The 15,784-nt window shown below is 52.9% G+C and carries 8 protein-coding genes, 1 other RNA gene and 2 pseudogenes; 8 read left to right on the top strand and 3 right to left on the bottom strand.

The window, feature by feature from the left end; all coding sequences use genetic code 11:
- Positions 1–7: 7 nt before the first annotated feature.
- Entirely contained in the window at positions 8–1,411 is a 1,404-nt protein-coding gene (locus tag QRN38_RS21050; protein ID WP_007243715.1) for a sodium-dependent transporter, read from the bottom strand.
- A gap of 115 nt (positions 1,412–1,526) precedes the next feature.
- On the opposite strand from QRN38_RS21050, the gene smpB reads away from it, so the two are divergent.
- The 5 genes and pseudogenes from smpB to QRN38_RS21025 all read left to right on the top strand — a co-directional run bounded on the left by smpB (position 1,527) and on the right by QRN38_RS21025 (position 6,669).
- On the top strand, positions 1,527–2,009 hold the full coding sequence (smpB, locus tag QRN38_RS21045) for an SsrA-binding protein SmpB (protein WP_003377471.1): 483 nt from the start codon (positions 1,527–1,529) through the stop codon (positions 2,007–2,009).
- 291 nt (positions 2,010–2,300) lie between these two features.
- A complete protein-coding gene (locus tag QRN38_RS21040) occupies positions 2,301–2,585 on the top strand; it encodes a PA2433 domain-containing protein (RefSeq protein WP_003377470.1) in 285 nt (94 codons plus the stop codon).
- Between the two features lie 110 nt (positions 2,586–2,695).
- Positions 2,696–3,083, top strand: a transfer-messenger RNA (tmRNA) gene (ssrA, locus tag QRN38_RS21035).
- Positions 3,084–3,581: 498 nt separating this feature from the next.
- On the top strand, positions 3,582–4,823 hold the full coding sequence (locus QRN38_RS21030) for a hypothetical protein (RefSeq protein WP_057417930.1): 1,242 nt from the start codon (positions 3,582–3,584) through the stop codon (positions 4,821–4,823).
- 777 nt (positions 4,824–5,600) lie between these two features.
- Positions 5,601–6,669: pseudogene (locus QRN38_RS21025) on the top strand (IS630 family transposase).
- Between the two features lie 106 nt (positions 6,670–6,775).
- Here the strand turns inward: QRN38_RS21025 and QRN38_RS21020 are convergent.
- Both QRN38_RS21020 and QRN38_RS21015 read right to left on the bottom strand, forming a co-directional pair.
- Positions 6,776–7,729 (bottom strand): retron St85 family RNA-directed DNA polymerase, encoded by a 954-nt coding sequence (locus QRN38_RS21020; RefSeq protein WP_057417926.1) that lies wholly within the window; start codon positions 7,727–7,729, stop codon positions 6,776–6,778.
- A complete protein-coding gene (locus QRN38_RS21015; protein ID WP_057417925.1) occupies positions 7,726–8,670 on the bottom strand; it encodes a retron St85 family effector protein in 945 nt (314 codons plus the stop codon). Before QRN38_RS21015 ends, QRN38_RS21020 begins: the two co-directional genes overlap by 4 nt.
- Before the next feature lie 242 nt (positions 8,671–8,912).
- Here QRN38_RS21015 and QRN38_RS21010 point away from each other — a divergent pair.
- From QRN38_RS21010 to QRN38_RS21000, 3 genes and pseudogenes are all read left to right on the top strand, one after another.
- Positions 8,913–9,124 (top strand): annotated as a pseudogene (locus QRN38_RS21010) (phage integrase central domain-containing protein); the annotation flags it as partial.
- 302 nt (positions 9,125–9,426) lie between these two features.
- Positions 9,427–10,377 (top strand): fatty acid desaturase, encoded by a 951-nt coding sequence (locus tag QRN38_RS21005; protein WP_011105030.1) that lies wholly within the window; start codon positions 9,427–9,429, stop codon positions 10,375–10,377.
- Positions 10,378–10,439: 62 nt separating this feature from the next.
- Positions 10,440–15,701 carry a non-ribosomal peptide synthetase gene (locus tag QRN38_RS21000; protein ID WP_057417924.1) on the top strand — a complete coding sequence of 1,754 codons (5,262 nt, stop codon included), beginning with the start codon at positions 10,440–10,442 and terminating at the stop codon, positions 15,699–15,701.
- The last annotated feature ends 83 nt before the right edge of the window (positions 15,702–15,784 follow it).

The following is a 15,784-nucleotide window of genomic DNA, read 5'->3' as shown; positions in this document are numbered from 1 at the left end:
GTGAGCGTCATTTCCAGAGCTGAGCGGCAAACACCACAAGAATGCCGAGCGGCGCCACGTAGCGCATCAAAAAGAACGTCAGGTTGAAGAGCAGCGGACTGCGAATCGACAATTCGTCGCGCACCGCCTCACGGCCCATCACCCAACCAGCGAATACCACAAAACACAATCCACCCAGCGGCAACATGACCCGCGAGGTGAAGAAATCAATGACTCCGAAGAAGTCCAGGCCATTCGATGCGCCCCATTGATAGAGGTGGAATACGCCTCCATCGTTCACGAAGAACTTGGCTTTTTGCCAGATGTTGAACGAGAACACCGTTCCCAGACCGACAAACCAGCAGGTAAATGCCAGCCAGAACGTCACCCAGGCGCGGCGAATACGGGTGCGCTCGACCAGGTACGCAACCATTGGCTCAAGCAGCGAAATGGCCGAGCTCCAGGCCGCAACCGCGACCAGCACAAAGAACACGACACCCATCAACTGCCCGAACGCAACGTTACCAAACGCGAACGGCAGCGCGACAAACATCAGACCCGGCCCCTCGCTCGGACTCAGCCCTGCGGCAAAGACAATCGGAAACAACGCCAAGCCGGCCAGCAGCGAAACAAACGTATCGAGCAGCGCGATGCCCACGACCGTGGTGCTGATGGAGGCGCCTTTGGTCATGTAAGCGCCGTAGACCATGATCGAGCCAACGCCGACGCTCAACGAAAAGAACGCATGCCCCATTGCTGGCAGCAAGCCATCTAGCACCTTGTCGGGGTTGAAATCGAACATGAAATGCACGCCTTCCATGAAGTGCCCGGTGGTCAGGCTGTAGCCCAACAGCGCCAGCATCAGCAGGAACAGCATCGGCATCATGATCCGCAGACTGCGCTCCAGCCCTGCCTCGACACCTTTGCCGATGACAACGGCAGACAGCAGCATAAAGACCGTGTGCCACAAAATCAGTCGCCAAGGGTCGGCAATCATCGCGCCGAAATAGGCACCGACCTGATCCGCCGTCACGCCCTGAAAATCGCCACGCCCCATGTCGATGATGTAATCCAGCGACCAGCCGCCCACCACGCTATAGAAGGAGAGAATCAGCAGCGCCGTGATCATCCCGGCGAAAGCACCCCATGACCAACGCGCCGAATGCCCCGCCTCGACCGCCAGCGTCTTGAGCGCATTCGCAGGACTGAGCCGCGAACGACGACCAATCAGCGTCTCGGCGATCATCACCGGAATGCCGATCAGCGCGATGCACGCCAGAAATACCAGTACAAATGCGCCGCCGCCATAGGCACCGACCATGTACGGGAATTTCCAGATACTGCCCAGCCCCACGGCAGAGCCAGTGGCAGCCAGGATGAACACCCAGCGACTTGCCCAGCTACCGTGGACCGAAACCTTGTCCGTCGACATTTTATTGAAACGCCCAGCCAAAAAAGATCGCGCATTGTCCGGGATTCAACCTTTGTGCTCAAGCACACGCTTTCCCGTAGCCGACATTGATGCAACTCCCTATAATGCGCCCCCTATGGCTAAGCTCAAGAAACACCCTACAGGGACCATCGCGCAGAACAAAAAGGCGCGTCACGATTACTTCATCGAACACAAGTTCGAGGCCGGTCTGGTCCTGTCTGGCTGGGAAGTAAAAAGCCTGCGTGCCACCAAGGTACAGCTGGTTGACAGTTACGTGCTGCTCAAGGACGGCGAGGCCTGGTTGATGGGTTGCCACATCACGCCTCTCAAGACTGCCAGCACGCACGTCATCGCTGACCCGACACGCACCCGTAAACTGCTCCTGAACCAGCGCGAGCTCGAAAAGCTCACCAGCTCGGTTCAGCAAAAAGGCTACGCCTGCGTCGCCCTTTCCATTTACTGGAAGCAGCACTTGATCAAGTGCGAAATTGCTTTGGGTAAAGGGAAAAAGGAATACGACAAGCGCCACACCGAGCGCGAACGCGATTCGGACCGTGAGCTGCAGCGTGCCGTGCGCACCAAGGGCAAGGACGACTAGCCCTTTGCGAGTGCCAAATGCCTTGAACCAGGCATTTGGCGCTGCGCCGCTTCAATCACTTCGCCTCCCCTTCCCACCCGGCATAATCACAACCTCAACGCGAAGATCGCCCCACTTTGGTGCCTTAACTGCCCAATGTGGCTTTTTCGCATCTGCGCAAAAATAAAATAGAACGCCTGCGTTACAGCACAGTCAATCCTTTAGGCCCTGAAAATGAACGGGCTTTCAAACCCTCGGGCGACGGCGTCAACGACCGGCCATACCGAGTCCACAGGTTATAAGGAGAGACACATGATGCGTACCGCCCTCACTGGATTGTTCCTCAGCGCCGCCCTGTTGGCTTCGCCGGTATTCGCCGCCGATGATTTGTGTGGCGCCAACATCAAAACGATCGAAAATGCCCAGGTTTCTTCCGGCACCAACCTGAGCCCTGAAACCAAGACCATGCTCGAAACCACCGAGAAAAACGCCAAAGCGGCCCAAGCGCAGAACGATGAGAAAAAATGCATCGAGATCACCACCAAGGTGATCACCTCGCTGAAAAACACCGGGTCGGGCAGCGAAGGCACCAAATAACACCCTCGATCAGGCCAGCCACCGGGCTTGCCTGATCGATTGCAGCAAACGGGTCGACGTGGCACGCCAATCGGCGTACACTGCGCCCCAGCGACTGCGAAAGCAGTCTCGGGGCCGATTTGGATTCGACGCCGGTGATGAAACTTTAGGTGCATGCCGAGTTGGTAACAGAACTCGTAAATCCACTGTTGCAACTTTCTATAGTTGCCAATGACGAAAACTACGGTGCTCAACTAGCTGCGTAAGCAGCCTAGCCGCACTTCTGGTAGCTTCGGCTCCAGCAATCATCAGGGGATGCCTGTAAACCCAAAATGATTGTCATATAGAACAGGATCGTCGCCTAGTACGTTGTGGACGAAGCGACTAAAACTTACGCAACTCGCCCAATGCACCCTGCCCGTCGGGTCGCTGAGGGTTAACTTAATAGACACGGCTACGCATGTAGTACCGACAGCGGAGTACTGGCGGACGGGGGTTCAAATCCCCCCGGCTCCACCAAATGAAACAACGAAGACCTCCGAAATCACTCAGATTTCGGGGGTTTTTTGCGTTTACATGGTCGCTTAAGTCCCACATTACGTCCCACACCTCAACTGACACATTATCGAATGCAATCGTCATAGCCGACTGCTCGATGCCAACCTGTGGCAGTCCGTCCAAGATTCGTCGTTTCACCCGTCGGGCCCTTAGGGCACGCGGGTGGCTAGCCCCCCCGGTGAACAACCAACGTTCATTGATGACTGCCTTGGTGCCGAGCGGCTGAGTAGATCGCTCCCCTCTATCGACTCCTGACCAAGCTGTTTCTTAGCTAGCGAACAACCTAGATATTCAAGGCTTCGGGCGAATGGCCATTAAGACACGCAACCACTATGATGTCAGATTGGTAGCTCCGCCTATAGGCTGTATCGTTACCCCATTAGATCGAAAAAAAAATTAGGTGAATGGAAGCACTCCTGTCCGCCTATCGCCCCCAACGAAATCCGAAGGATCTGATTTATGCGACGCACTGGTACCCTAAACTTTTTTGAGATTGAGAAATGCGGCCTGTACGGTTTTGTTTCAGACAACTGCTATGGGTTGGAAGCAGAGCTGGCACTTGAGGCCATCAAAAACTGGGTGAGTGGTCGATCTTTCAAGACCACCGTGCCGTGGGACGACTCTGCAAAATCGAAAAGCGTGAATTGCTACTGCCATGACGTCTATAAAGACGAGGCAACTGGAGACTTCCTGTTTGTACTATGGAAATCTGATCCAGATAACGACAAATCCATGGTCGGAGTAAAATTAGACAGTAGTGGAAACTTGAGCAAGTTTCTGAAGCCAGAGACAGGTGCCGATCAGGAGGATGTCATTTGGGGCCACCCTAGCTATTACTGGTTTATGCCAAGTAAAAAATATATGGTCTCTGTAAAGTTTGACAATTCGCGCTGCGATTCAGATATGGTTCACGACTGGCTAAATGGCTGTGTAAACTTCAGGGTTAAGTTTCCCGGTATTAAAAAGAAAGAGGAAGTCAAAGCCTCAGGTCACGAAAAAGCATTTACAAGAGTGTATTTCGATGTAAAAAGGGAAGTGATCGAGGCCGCCGAAAGCACAGAGACCAAACCTACCCAGCACTCCTCAACGCAGGCTGCTAACGAAACTGTCGTGAAAGCAGATGACGAATTTAAATATAAGGTGACATTTAAATTCAAAGCGGCGTTGAAAATTTTCTCCACTACCGACGCCAAGATAAACGAAATTGCGCATACAACAAAGTATGTACTAAACAGAAAATACGTTCCTACTTATGCGCAAGGCGAAGTTCTTGAGGGATGGGTTGGTGGCCTGTCACGCATCCCTGTGGTATCAAAATTATTCAGTCGCCCCAGCCAAAAAAACAAAGAAAACTTAAAAGTAGAGCTTAAGATAGAGACATCACCGAGCAAGGCTGAAATCCTAGATATTATTGCTTCCAGTGGAGACATGGATGCAGATGGCTGGGAAAAAGTTGGATTTATGGATCAGAACTCACGTGTAACATGGGCACAGGAGTATCGTCTCACCGACTCCATTTCGGTCGAGGACGGCGGTAGCGATGTTATTCCAGCGGCGACTCTATTTGGTTACTTATCTCCTAAGCGGGCAGAATATATCGCAAGCATCGCCAAACAGAAAGAACTTGAAGAAACCGCACAGGCAGCTTTGGCGGCTGAAGATCTAGCCTCAGCGGAGGCAAAAAGTGCAGAAGCGGTATGAGTGGTCGCTCTATATAGCCATCCCTGTTCTTGTATTTTGGGGACTATTTTTCCTTGTAAAATGGTCTGCAATAGCTGTTAGCTATGCCGACATAAAGGACTACGGAGGCGCTCTTCTAAATGTGTCTGGGTGCGTATTCACCATCATGGGGATATGGGTAGCATACCTATACCCAGACGCCTTAATCCGAATAACATCCGACAACGTTTCCAGTGCGGACTTTAGCGAAGCACAGGAGAACTCCGCCAGACTAAAAACTATGGTAGGAAGCATAATAATCTCAGCCTTAGCCGCAATGGCAATCATCTATGTTCTTCTGGGGAAAACTCTTATATCCAGCACTATCTTCTACCAAACCCATCGCCTAGATATAAAGTATTTCGCAATAACTATCATAATCTATGCGACTTTATTGCAAACCCTATCTGTTTTCTTCGTTATACGTTCAAATTTTCTATTTCTCATTGAATTTCATGAGAAAAGAGTTAGACGCGAACGGGACGACGACGCTTGAAGCTCTTCGTCTTCGCGGTACCTGTGACGCAATTGTGAACAGGTAGTCAAGGGCAGGGAGGAGGCCGCAGCCCGCGCAACGAAGTGAGCAGGAACGGGGGACCTCATGGCGAAGCTTACCCTTGACCTACACGGAAAGCGCAAACTACCAGAAGGGTATGGGGACTCCCCCATGCCCTTCGCATCTAGTGTGCAGTTCGCGAAATAAATTTCTGTTCATTTCGTCTACACTTCAAACGTCATCCCTGCCTTGGAGAGCTTGCCATGAGCGCTCTGGACATCACGCTTAGCCCCGAAGAAAAGAGCGAGCTCAAACGTCGGGTACGCTCTGCCACCATTCCTCAACGAGAAGGTCGGCGAGTACGGATTATTCTGCTGGCTGCCGAAGGCGAAACCCGAGACAACATTGCACGCTTGACCGGTTTTTCCTGCCCGACAATCACCGACTGGTGCCAGTGTTTCCAAGTACATCGGCTTGATGGACTGATCGACAAACCAGGACGCGGACGCAAGTCGCCGTTGCCTGCCGAGACAGTTCGCCGTGTCCTAGAACAGGTCACCCGTCCTCGCATCGGAGAACCACGCTGGAGCTGTCGGAGCATGGCAAAGGCGGCGGGTATTTCCCACAATTCATAAACTGTGGGCTGCCAATGATTTGAAGCCCCATCTGACGCGCACATTTAAGTTGTCCAATGATCCGCAGTTTGAAGAGAAATTCTGGGATGTGATCGGGCTCTATTTAGCCCCGCCGGACAAGGCTTTGGTGTTGTGTTGCGATGAGAAAAGCCAGGTTCAAGCCTTGGAACGGACGCAGCCGGGCCTGCCTTTGGGCATCGGTAATATCCAGACCCAATCCCATGATTACACCCGCCACGGCACAGTCACGTTATTCGCTGCACTGGATTATCTTCAGGGAAAACTGATCAGCAGCATCGAGTGTCAGCACCGGCATTAAGAGTGGCTGGCCTTTCTCAAGAAGATCAATAAACAAACGCCCAAACACCTCGATCTTCACCTGATCGTCGATAACTATGCGACCCACAAGCATGCTGCTGTGAAAGCGTGGCTGGCGAAACATCCTCGCGTTCATATTCATTTCGCGCCGACCTCCAGCTCCTGGATGAATATGGTTGAACGCTTTTTTCGAGACATCACGGTGTATCTTCGCGACGGCAGTTTTGCCTCGGTTCGCGAGCTGGAAAGCTCCATTACAGCGTTCATGGCGTTACGAAATGCTCAGCCGACCCGATACGTTTGGAACGCAAAGGGAGAGGAGATTTTGAACAAAATCCACCGGGCGCGTGAAGCACTTGATGCGACAGACAATAAGTAAATTATTTCGAAAACAGCACATTAGCTAACGTTTCAGCCTCGCCATCATCAGCTCGGGCCAAAGCAGTAGTTTTACGAGAAGTCTTTTTATTTCGCCACAGCTATGTCTAATTACTTTTTTTTCCTCGGACCCTCATAAGTTCGGTGATGACTTTTGAAGTATATTTCCCTCTAAGCTTAGCAACAAACAAAGGTTCAATATCTTGCGCAAAACCTATCAGTCCTTGCAGATGGGCAATAGACTTATTATCAAGCGCGCCGATTGCGAAACGGTGAACCATTGCGCTAATCAACCGTTTTCTGTCCCGCCCTATAGTTACGCCACCTTCATTACTCAGAACCAGCCCTGTTACTCGCCGCTGGTTCTTTTTTGATGCATGGATGGTTTTATCTGCATTGAGTGTTAACAAAGGCTCAGACAATTGCTTGAGAGTAACCTTTAGGAACTCTTCTACTAGAAAGGTTTTACCCTTTTCGTTAGAGGAAAATGTTAAATCATCAGCATATCGCGAATAAATAACGCCCTGCTCAACGCACCATTTATGCACGACCGAATCAAAATTAAACATCACAGCATTCGACAATACAGGTGAAGACGGAGCACCAATACTAAGCACCAACCGCCCGGTTGCTCGGTCACGAATACAACTCATTCTGGCCATATCGACGATACTTTTTTCAGATAGCTCACCCTTAAAAACCGTAGACAATAAAACTTTTATGTTGCGCTCAGTTATAGAACCAAAAAAATTAACAAAATCAAATTTTGATAAATACGTAGAACCCGCATGTCGCTCAGCATTATCTTTAATGCTCGCTCCGTGCTTATATGCCGCTGCACATTCATGTATTGGCATCTTTGAAAACCATTCTCTCATCATGAAGTTTTGAAAGATTTTGGTTTCCTTTGCAGGCTGTGCGATTTGTCTAATACCTCCATTCATCTTTGGAATGGTGTAACGCTTGTACGCATACGGAGCCCTAAGCAAAAGACGAGTGACATCGTGCTCAGATATCAAAAACTCATCAGAAAGGTGCTCACGAAAATTATACTCGCTCATTTCGCAATCCCTAGCTTCGCTCTATCAATCGCTCTGTTGCGATTTCGCTCGAATGTGGCTGCCTTATAATAATCAACGCATTCTACTTTTAGTCTCAATGCATCAACCGTACCTCCCGATTTAAGAGCAAAACGGAGGGTATGAAAAGAATCTTTATCACAAGCGTAAAATACCGAATCGCTATATCCAATTCTCTTTATAAACTCAAATTCTTGTAATAAAAAAATCTTTCGCCGCACGTCATCGCGATGAACTTCCTTACCCAATCCCTTAATCGCTTCGACAATCTCACTTTCTTTAAGTGCAACAAAAAGCCTAATTAACTCATATATTAACACGATGATATGGATATTATTATCAAGAGATAAATTTTGCGTCTTTTTCAGATCATTAAGCTCTTTAACAATATCATCCATGACATCCGTAACGACATCATCTGGAATCTCGCGTGGATACTTAGGGCTCCAAGGATAGACTTTCACGCCGCTTCCGTGCTTATCGTTTATGTGCCTCAGTATTCCCAGATTAATAAAAGACTTAGCAGCAGCGTATTCTTCAGGTACAAATACTATGAGTTTTTTCTGAAAATCTGGAAGCTGAGAGAAAGCACCCAGTTCAGCGATAGAGCCTTCACTTTCAACCGCAACGGCAATAAGTGAACAAATACTCGCGAGATCAGCCTCGAAATCCATCAGGTTTCGATAAACCCCATCTTCATGCCAAGACTTTATCTCTTCTGGCCTGAAAATTTGAGGAGCCTTCATCATACTGAGAGCTTTACGCTTCAGCGCATCACGAAGAGAACGGACAGGAGGGTCATCTGCGTCTGCATGCTCCTTTTCAGGAACAAACCCGCCGCAAAGCAGAACAATTGGATTCTTTGAGAAATGAATTTTGCTTTCAGCTAGGTCTACATCAGCAAGAATATGTCGCGGATCCATGCGAAAAAGGACTCTTTACCAAGGAACAGCCGCAGACAAGATCTGTGGACCGGAGCGACGAAGGAGCGTAGGGCCGCAGATCTTGTCTGCGGAATAAAACAACGCAATGCGATTGAGTCTGGCGAAACGCCTGACTAAGCCCTCGACGACTAGCGTCTGGCTTTAAACGCGTAAAGAGGCGACCTTTTTAAGTCAGAACGCCAGCATTGTCAACGCGAATCTTAACCCGGGCGCGCCCCTCCAAACCGACCACTGAGCACACCTTCAAAAATGTGGCCTCCGCATGGTTTGACCTTAAGACTACGTTGCTACCGCTTACGCTTAAGGCATATAGCGCACCCTGAGCTTGCATATCTTCCCCGGCCTGGCGGCTATACCTATCTCAGCCATCACAGCTCCGGCCGCCATCAATCTGCTGAGGCCCCTTGAAACAAAAGACAGCCCGGAAACAGTTAATCACTAGCACGCTGCCAGATGAGAGCTTTTCTCCGATTACCTCCCCTAAAACGAAAAATTCCCCCTAAAACGCCCTGTGAGCACGCTAAAAAAGCAAAAAACCTCTCACCCAGAAACAGATAATAGTTCCATAAATTTTGTCATCGACAACCGCCTTAGCCGATGCAGCCATAAAAAGCCTGACAACCTCCACCGTAACGGTGCAGGGCTGAAACATACCATTGCGCCTACCGCCTCCTCTTAATCCGGTCAGCTGGCAGGAGCGTCACACTGCTGAAGAACGTCACACAAGGAGTGGACATGCTTCAAAGCAAAGTATTCAAGTATTCCCGCTGGGACATTGCATGCTGTCTGGTAATTCCTTTTCAGATCAGCGTGTACGCTTTACTCGCCTACTACTATCAAAGCATGTCGCTGCTTGCCCTGCTCGGCATGATCCCCGTTCTGTTTGCCTTGTCCCTGCAAAACGCCGGGGCCAACCATAACCATTACCACACGCCCTTCTTTCGTATCCGGTGGATGAATACACTGACGCGAATGGGCTTTTCTGCGACGGAAGCGCCCAAGACGCCCTATAACATCGGCCACGGCATTCATCACGCAACGCACCAGTCATGGAATGACAAATCAATCCTGGCCGTTCTCGGACTGAAGCGTTCAATCGCCCAACAACTGATCAGCTTCGGTCTGTTCATTTTCGAATCGTTGGGCGTGAAGTACTTCACCTTGCTGGTCCTGCTGAAATACTGGCCCATCGAGCGCGTGGCGGTGCTGGCATCACCGGAAGATCCTGTGCTGGCAGCCCGGGCGCTGAAGAAACTGCTGGAACCTGCAAAACTGAAGGCGGCGAAATACGACCTGGCAGCCTGGTTCCTGTTTCGCCTCGTACTGTGTGTGGTTGACTGGCAGTTTTTCTTCTTTTACTTCATTCCCGTCACCTACCTCATCGATACCCTGAGGCAAGGCGAGAACTACTTTCAGCACTGGGGAGCAACGGACCCCAATGACCCGAAGCGCGATTCGGTGAGTTGCTACTCAACGCTCTACAACCTGCTGACGTTCAATCTGGGCTATCACCAGGAACATCACTACAAGCCCGGCCTGCATTGGCTAAAACTTCCGGAGCTCACCAAAGAGTTACCCAGCGACCGCCATACCGTGCCGTATTCGCATTACTTGAATTCGCCGTTGATGTTTCCAGAACGTGCAAGCCAACTGAGGAAGGAGAACGTGGCAGACGTATCACCCTGAAACACTGCCGAGAAGAGAAGTTGCCCTGCCGCCAACATCACCACGTTTTTTAGAGCCGTCAAATGGACAAACCAACTGCGCTGCACTTCAACACTTTTCTGGATGTTGTCCGCTATCGAGCAACGCATGACTCAGTCAATGCCGAGCGTCTGGCCTTTACTTACCTGGCTGACGGCGAGTCGGTCAGTGATAGTCTGACCTACGTTCAACTGGATCAAAAAGCACGTAGCCTGGCGGCTCACTTACAACGCCACACTCGACCTGGCGATCGGGTATTGCTGGTGTACCCACCGTGTATGGAATACACCATTGCCTTTTATGCCTGCATCTACGCTGGCGTCATTGCGGTTCCAGCACTGTCGCCGGCCAACGCCAAGACGTTGCCTCGCCTGCATCTGATTGCACAGGACTCACAGCCAGCACTTGCCTTGACGATGGATGCGGTTTTGACTGGGCTGCAACGCATAGTCACTGACGACAACACGCCCAACCTGCTCACGGACATCACCTGGCTGTCCAGCAACCTGCTCGTGGATGCCAGCGCCGACTGGCAATGCCCGCCGACCGTGGCGAGCGACATCGTATTTTTGCAGTACACATCAGGGTCGACCGGAGCGCCCAAAGGGGTGATGGTCAGCCACGCCAATCTGCTGGCCAATGTGGAACTGTCAAAACAGACCTACCGGATACGCGAGCAGGATGTCTTCGTCTCCTGGCTGCCGGCCCATCACGATTTCGGGCTGATCGGTGCGATCATTCTTCCGGTCTACATGGCCAGCCATTGCGTGCAGTTCCCGCCTGCGGCATTTGTCATGCGCCCCTACCGTTGGTTGAAATTGATTTCAGACTACCGGGCACGCATCACCGGCGGCCCCAACTTCGCCTTCCAGCTGTGCGTCCAGCGCGTCACTGAAGAGCAGAAACAAAGCCTTGACCTTGGTTCACTGGAAATTGCGGTCAACGGGGCTGAGCGAATTCGTCCGGGCACTCTGAGGTCGTTCGTGGAAGCGTTTTCCGGCTGTGGTTTAAAACCCCATGCCATGGTTCCCGCTTACGGCATGGCCGAGTCCGTACTGTTGGTGACGGCCAATACGCAGACCCCGATCGGACAATTGCCGCGTATGCGCACTATCAGCAAAAGTGCGCTGGAAAATGGCCAGGTCAGGCCCGAACGGCATGCCGCCGACGCAGTGGAGCTAGTGGCCACGGGCACCGAAATCACAGGCGATCACCGGGTCGGGATTTTCCATCCGCAGCACGCCTTACGGCTCGCGGCGCAGCAGGTGGGTGAAATATGGATCAGCGGTCCGTCAACCGCCCGCAGTTACTGGCGGCAAGAGGCTGAAAGCCAGGTTTTCAATACCCGTGCAGAGGGCGATGAAACCCGCTGGTTCCGTACCGGGGACTTGGGTTTCGTCAATGACGGCGATCTTTATATTACTGGCCGCCTCAAGGAGGTAATGATCTTCAGTGGGCGAAATATTTACCCTCAGGACATCGAGATAACGGTCGAAGCCATCGACCCGGCATTTCGCGCCAATGGCTGCGCGGCCTTCTCCATCGAGAACGGCGAGGTCAGTCAACTGGTGGTCGTGCAGGAATTGGAGTCACGCCAACACGTTGAATTCGACAGCGTGATGCCCCGCCTGCGGGCCGAACTGGCAGATCGTCATGAAGTCTTCGATCTGGCAGCAGTGCTTCTGGTCAAGACGGGTACGCTGCCGAGAACTTCTAGCGGCAAGATTCAGCGGGCTCGCTGCAGAGACCTGTTCGAAGCTGCAGAGCTGAAGCCGATATGGTCATGGAGCCGGGAAGATGAAGGCAATCAGGCGGACACCCGGAGCAGCGCGCACCTTACAGAAATAGAGGCGCAGCTGTTATCCATTTGGCAAACGACACTGGATCGACAGGATATTTCCAGTACTGACAGTTTCTTCTTGCTGGGTGGTCATTCATTGCTGGCCACACAGATGATGATGGAGGTTCGCAAGCGCTTCAATGTCGACCTGGCGCTCAGTGTGCTCTTCCATTCGCCGACACTCCACCAACTGGCAGCTGAAATCTCCAACGCACGGCCCCCATCTGGCCAATCTCTGCCAGCCATTGCCCGCGCGCCTCACCAAGTACCTGTACCGCTGTCCTATGCACAGCAACGTTTCTGGTTTCTCGACCAGTACCAGCCCGACAACCCGTTCTATTCGCTGCCTCTGGCGCTGACCATCGACGGGCCGCTGGACGCAAAAATCGTCCAGCAGGTCGTGAACCTGCTGGTTATGCGCCACACGCCATTAAGAACCCTGTTCAAGCGCGAAGGCGGTGTGCTTCAGCAGCATATTCTGCCGGTACTGAAGGTCCCGGTAACTCATGTCGACTTCAGTCAATCGGGCGACCAGGCGGCCTGCGCAATTGCCGAGGCCATTCGCCATGAGGCTTATCAACCGTTCAATCTGGCACAAGGCCCACTGATTCGCGCCCGCCTGTTGCAAAGTGCCCCACAGCGCCATGTCCTGCTGTTGACCTTGCATCACATCAGTTGCGATGGCTGGTCGAGCAATGTGCTGCAACATGAGTTCTCGGCCCTCTATGACGCGCTTGTACATGACCAGCCTGCGGCGCTGCCTGCGTTGCCCTTCGAGTACACTGATTACACGCTGTGGGAGCAGCAGCACATCGCTGGCCCATGGCTTGAGGAGAAACTGGCGTTCTGGCGTGCGCACTTGGCCAATGCTCCGACGTCACTAGATCTGCAGACTGATTTTCCACGCCATGAGAACACCCGTCAGGAAGGCGATGTGCGCACGATTCAGGTGCCGCAGGAATTGGTGCGACAACTCGAAACGTTTGCCCGCCTGAACAACGCCACAGTCTTCATGGTGATGGTGACTGCCATGAATGTCCTGTTGCAACGCATGACCGGACAAAGAGATCTGTGCATCGGCGTGATGTCGGCGAATCGCCCGGAAGGGACCGAGGGGTTGATCGGCAATTTCATCAACGTAGTGCCTCTATATAGTCACATCAAAGGGGACGAGGCGTTCAGCAACCTGTTGAAAACCACCTCCCGGCAATTACTGGCTGCCTATGACCAGCAGATCCCTTTCGAGCTGATCCTCAAGCATCTGGCGCCACCCAGACAGACCGGCGGTACGCCTTACGCTCAATTCGTGATGAACTTCCACAACGAAATAGCCGAACCCACGCCGCGGCCAGGGCTGCAGAGAAGCAGTGGGATAAGCCTCGTTGGCCATCACCCGAGTACTGTGAACCACGCAGCGTTCGAGTTGAAAATGGAGGTGCATTCAACGACACGAAACCTGTCCATCGCGTTTGAGTACAACAAGGAACTGTACACACCGTCGACCATCGACCGCGTGATGAATCACTTCCTCGTTCTGCTGACCGGTGCGACTGGCCAGCCCCAGGTGCCGGTCAACACCCTGCCTCTGCTCCATGAGAACGAGCGACGACAGCTGACCAGTCTGTGGAACGATACCGATCGGGACTATCCGCTCGGGCAAACACTTCATGGCTTGTTCGAGCAGCAGGTCGAACGCACGCCCGAGGCTATCGCGCTGGTCTTCGAGGCAGAGCAACTGAGCTACTCTCAACTCAATACACGGGCCAACCAGTTGGCCCACCGCCTGCTCGACTATGGCGTGGGGCTCGATTCACGAGTGGCTCTGTGCATCGAACGCAGCGCGCAGATGGTCATCGCGCTAATGGCCATTCTCAAGGCAGGCGGCGCCTACGTGCCCCTTGATCCCGGCTACCCCACCGAGCGTCTGGCCTACATGCTCGACGACTCCAAACCTGACGTGCTGGTCTCTCAAGAGAGCGTGCGAGACTGTTTGCCCGAGCATTCAGTACCGACCCTATGGCTGGAGACCGAAGAGCAGGAGATCGCCGGATGCTCATCCCATAACCTGACAATCGGCGATACCGATAGCTTGGCCTACTGTATTTATACTTCCGGTTCCACAGGCCGCCCGAAAGGCGTGATGAACGCTCATGGCGCTGTCGTCAATCGGCTGCAATGGATGCAAGAGCAGTACGCCCTATCGAACCAGGACCGCGTATTGCAAAAGACGCCTTTCTCGTTCGATGTCTCGGTCTGGGAGTTCTTCTGGCCGCTGATCCAGGGCGCCCGGCTGGTGATCTGCAAACCCGAGGGGCACAAAGACCCGTCCTATCTATGGAACCTGATCGGTCAGCAGGGCGTGACAACCGCGCACTTCGTGCCTTCAATGTTGCAAGCCTTTCTCAAAACCGGGCCAGCACAACCCGCCGACTCACTACGTCACGTATTCAGCAGTGGTGAAGCACTCCCGGTGGCGGTGGCCAACGAGTTCCTCGAACGCTACCGGCACACGCGTCTGCACAACCTCTACGGACCGACCGAAGCGGCCGTGGACGTCTCTTATTGGGAATGCCAACCCGATTATCGCCATCCACTCGTGCCGATTGGCCGCCCAGTGGCCAACACCCGTTTGTACATTCTGGACGAGACTCTGCAGCCAGCCCCTATCGGGGTCATCGGCGATCTTTACATCGCCGGGGTGCAGCTGGCCCGAGGCTACTTCGGGCGTCCCGATCTGACCGCAGAACGTTTTATTCCGGACCCGAACGACAACCACGGTGGCCGGATGTACCTCACCGGAGATCGTGGCCGTTATCTGCCATCAGGTGATATCCAATACCTGGGGCGTATCGATCATCAGATCAAGATCCGTGGTTTCCGCATCGAACCGGGCGAGATCGAGAACGCCTTGCTACAGTGCCCAACGGTGCGTGAAGCCGTAGTTGTCCCCAGGGACGATGCGTTTGGTGGCCAATACCTTGTGGCCTACATTACATCCAGTGTGAGCGAACCGGACGCTGCGCAACTGCGTAAACAGCTCGGAAAAATACTGCCCGACCATATGCAGCCGAGCTTTTACGTTGTTCTTGCCGCGTTGCCACTGAGCGCTAACGGAAAGATCGATCGACAGGCGCTACCGCCCCACGAGCCAATTGCCCAGTCGCTCGCCCGGGATTATCTGGCGCCGACCACCGCAACCGAAAAAAGCCTGGTCAGCCTTTGGCAAGAGACGCTGAAGGTCCCCCGCGTTGGCATCAACGACAGCTTCTTCGAACTGGGCGGGCACTCCCTGCTGGCAACCCAGATTCTCGCCAGCGTCCAGCAGACCTTTTCGGTCAGCCTGCCGCTGAAGCATCTATTCGAATCGCCAACGGTCGCGGCCATGGCGGCTTACATCGATCAGGCGGCACGAACACCACGCGCGTCGGCACCGCCAATCAAGCGGCTGACGCGTAACCAGACCTGATTGGGTCCTCGACTTGCCTTGTGCCGATCATAAGTCGGCACCTTCCTGAAAAGCATGCCCTAGCGCCCCTGCCCAGGACCGAT

This window comes from Pseudomonas sp. CFBP2511 (assembly GCF_030209255.1).
In the GTDB taxonomy this organism is placed as follows: domain Bacteria; phylum Pseudomonadota; class Gammaproteobacteria; order Pseudomonadales; family Pseudomonadaceae; genus Aquipseudomonas; species Aquipseudomonas avellanae.
This window is presented reverse-complemented; position numbering and strand designations above follow the sequence as displayed.

What these genes read in the sequence shown, in the direction of transcription:
- QRN38_RS21050 (WP_007243715.1), bottom strand. Translation starts at nt 1,411, where the DNA reads ATGTCGACGGACAAGGTTTCGGTCCACGGTAGCTGGGCAAGTCGCTGG.
- smpB (WP_003377471.1), top strand. Translation starts at nt 1,527, where the DNA reads ATGGCTAAGCTCAAGAAACACCCTACAGGGACCATCGCGCAGAACAAA.
- QRN38_RS21040 (WP_003377470.1), top strand. Translation starts at nt 2,301, where the DNA reads ATGATGCGTACCGCCCTCACTGGATTGTTCCTCAGCGCCGCCCTGTTG.
- QRN38_RS21030 (WP_057417930.1), top strand. Translation starts at nt 3,582, where the DNA reads ATGCGACGCACTGGTACCCTAAACTTTTTTGAGATTGAGAAATGCGGC.
- QRN38_RS21020 (WP_057417926.1), bottom strand. Translation starts at nt 7,729, where the DNA reads ATGAGCGAGTATAATTTTCGTGAGCACCTTTCTGATGAGTTTTTGATA.
- QRN38_RS21015 (WP_057417925.1), bottom strand. Translation starts at nt 8,670, where the DNA reads ATGGATCCGCGACATATTCTTGCTGATGTAGACCTAGCTGAAAGCAAA.
- QRN38_RS21005 (WP_011105030.1), top strand. Translation starts at nt 9,427, where the DNA reads ATGCTTCAAAGCAAAGTATTCAAGTATTCCCGCTGGGACATTGCATGC.
- QRN38_RS21000 (WP_057417924.1), top strand. Translation starts at nt 10,440, where the DNA reads ATGGACAAACCAACTGCGCTGCACTTCAACACTTTTCTGGATGTTGTC.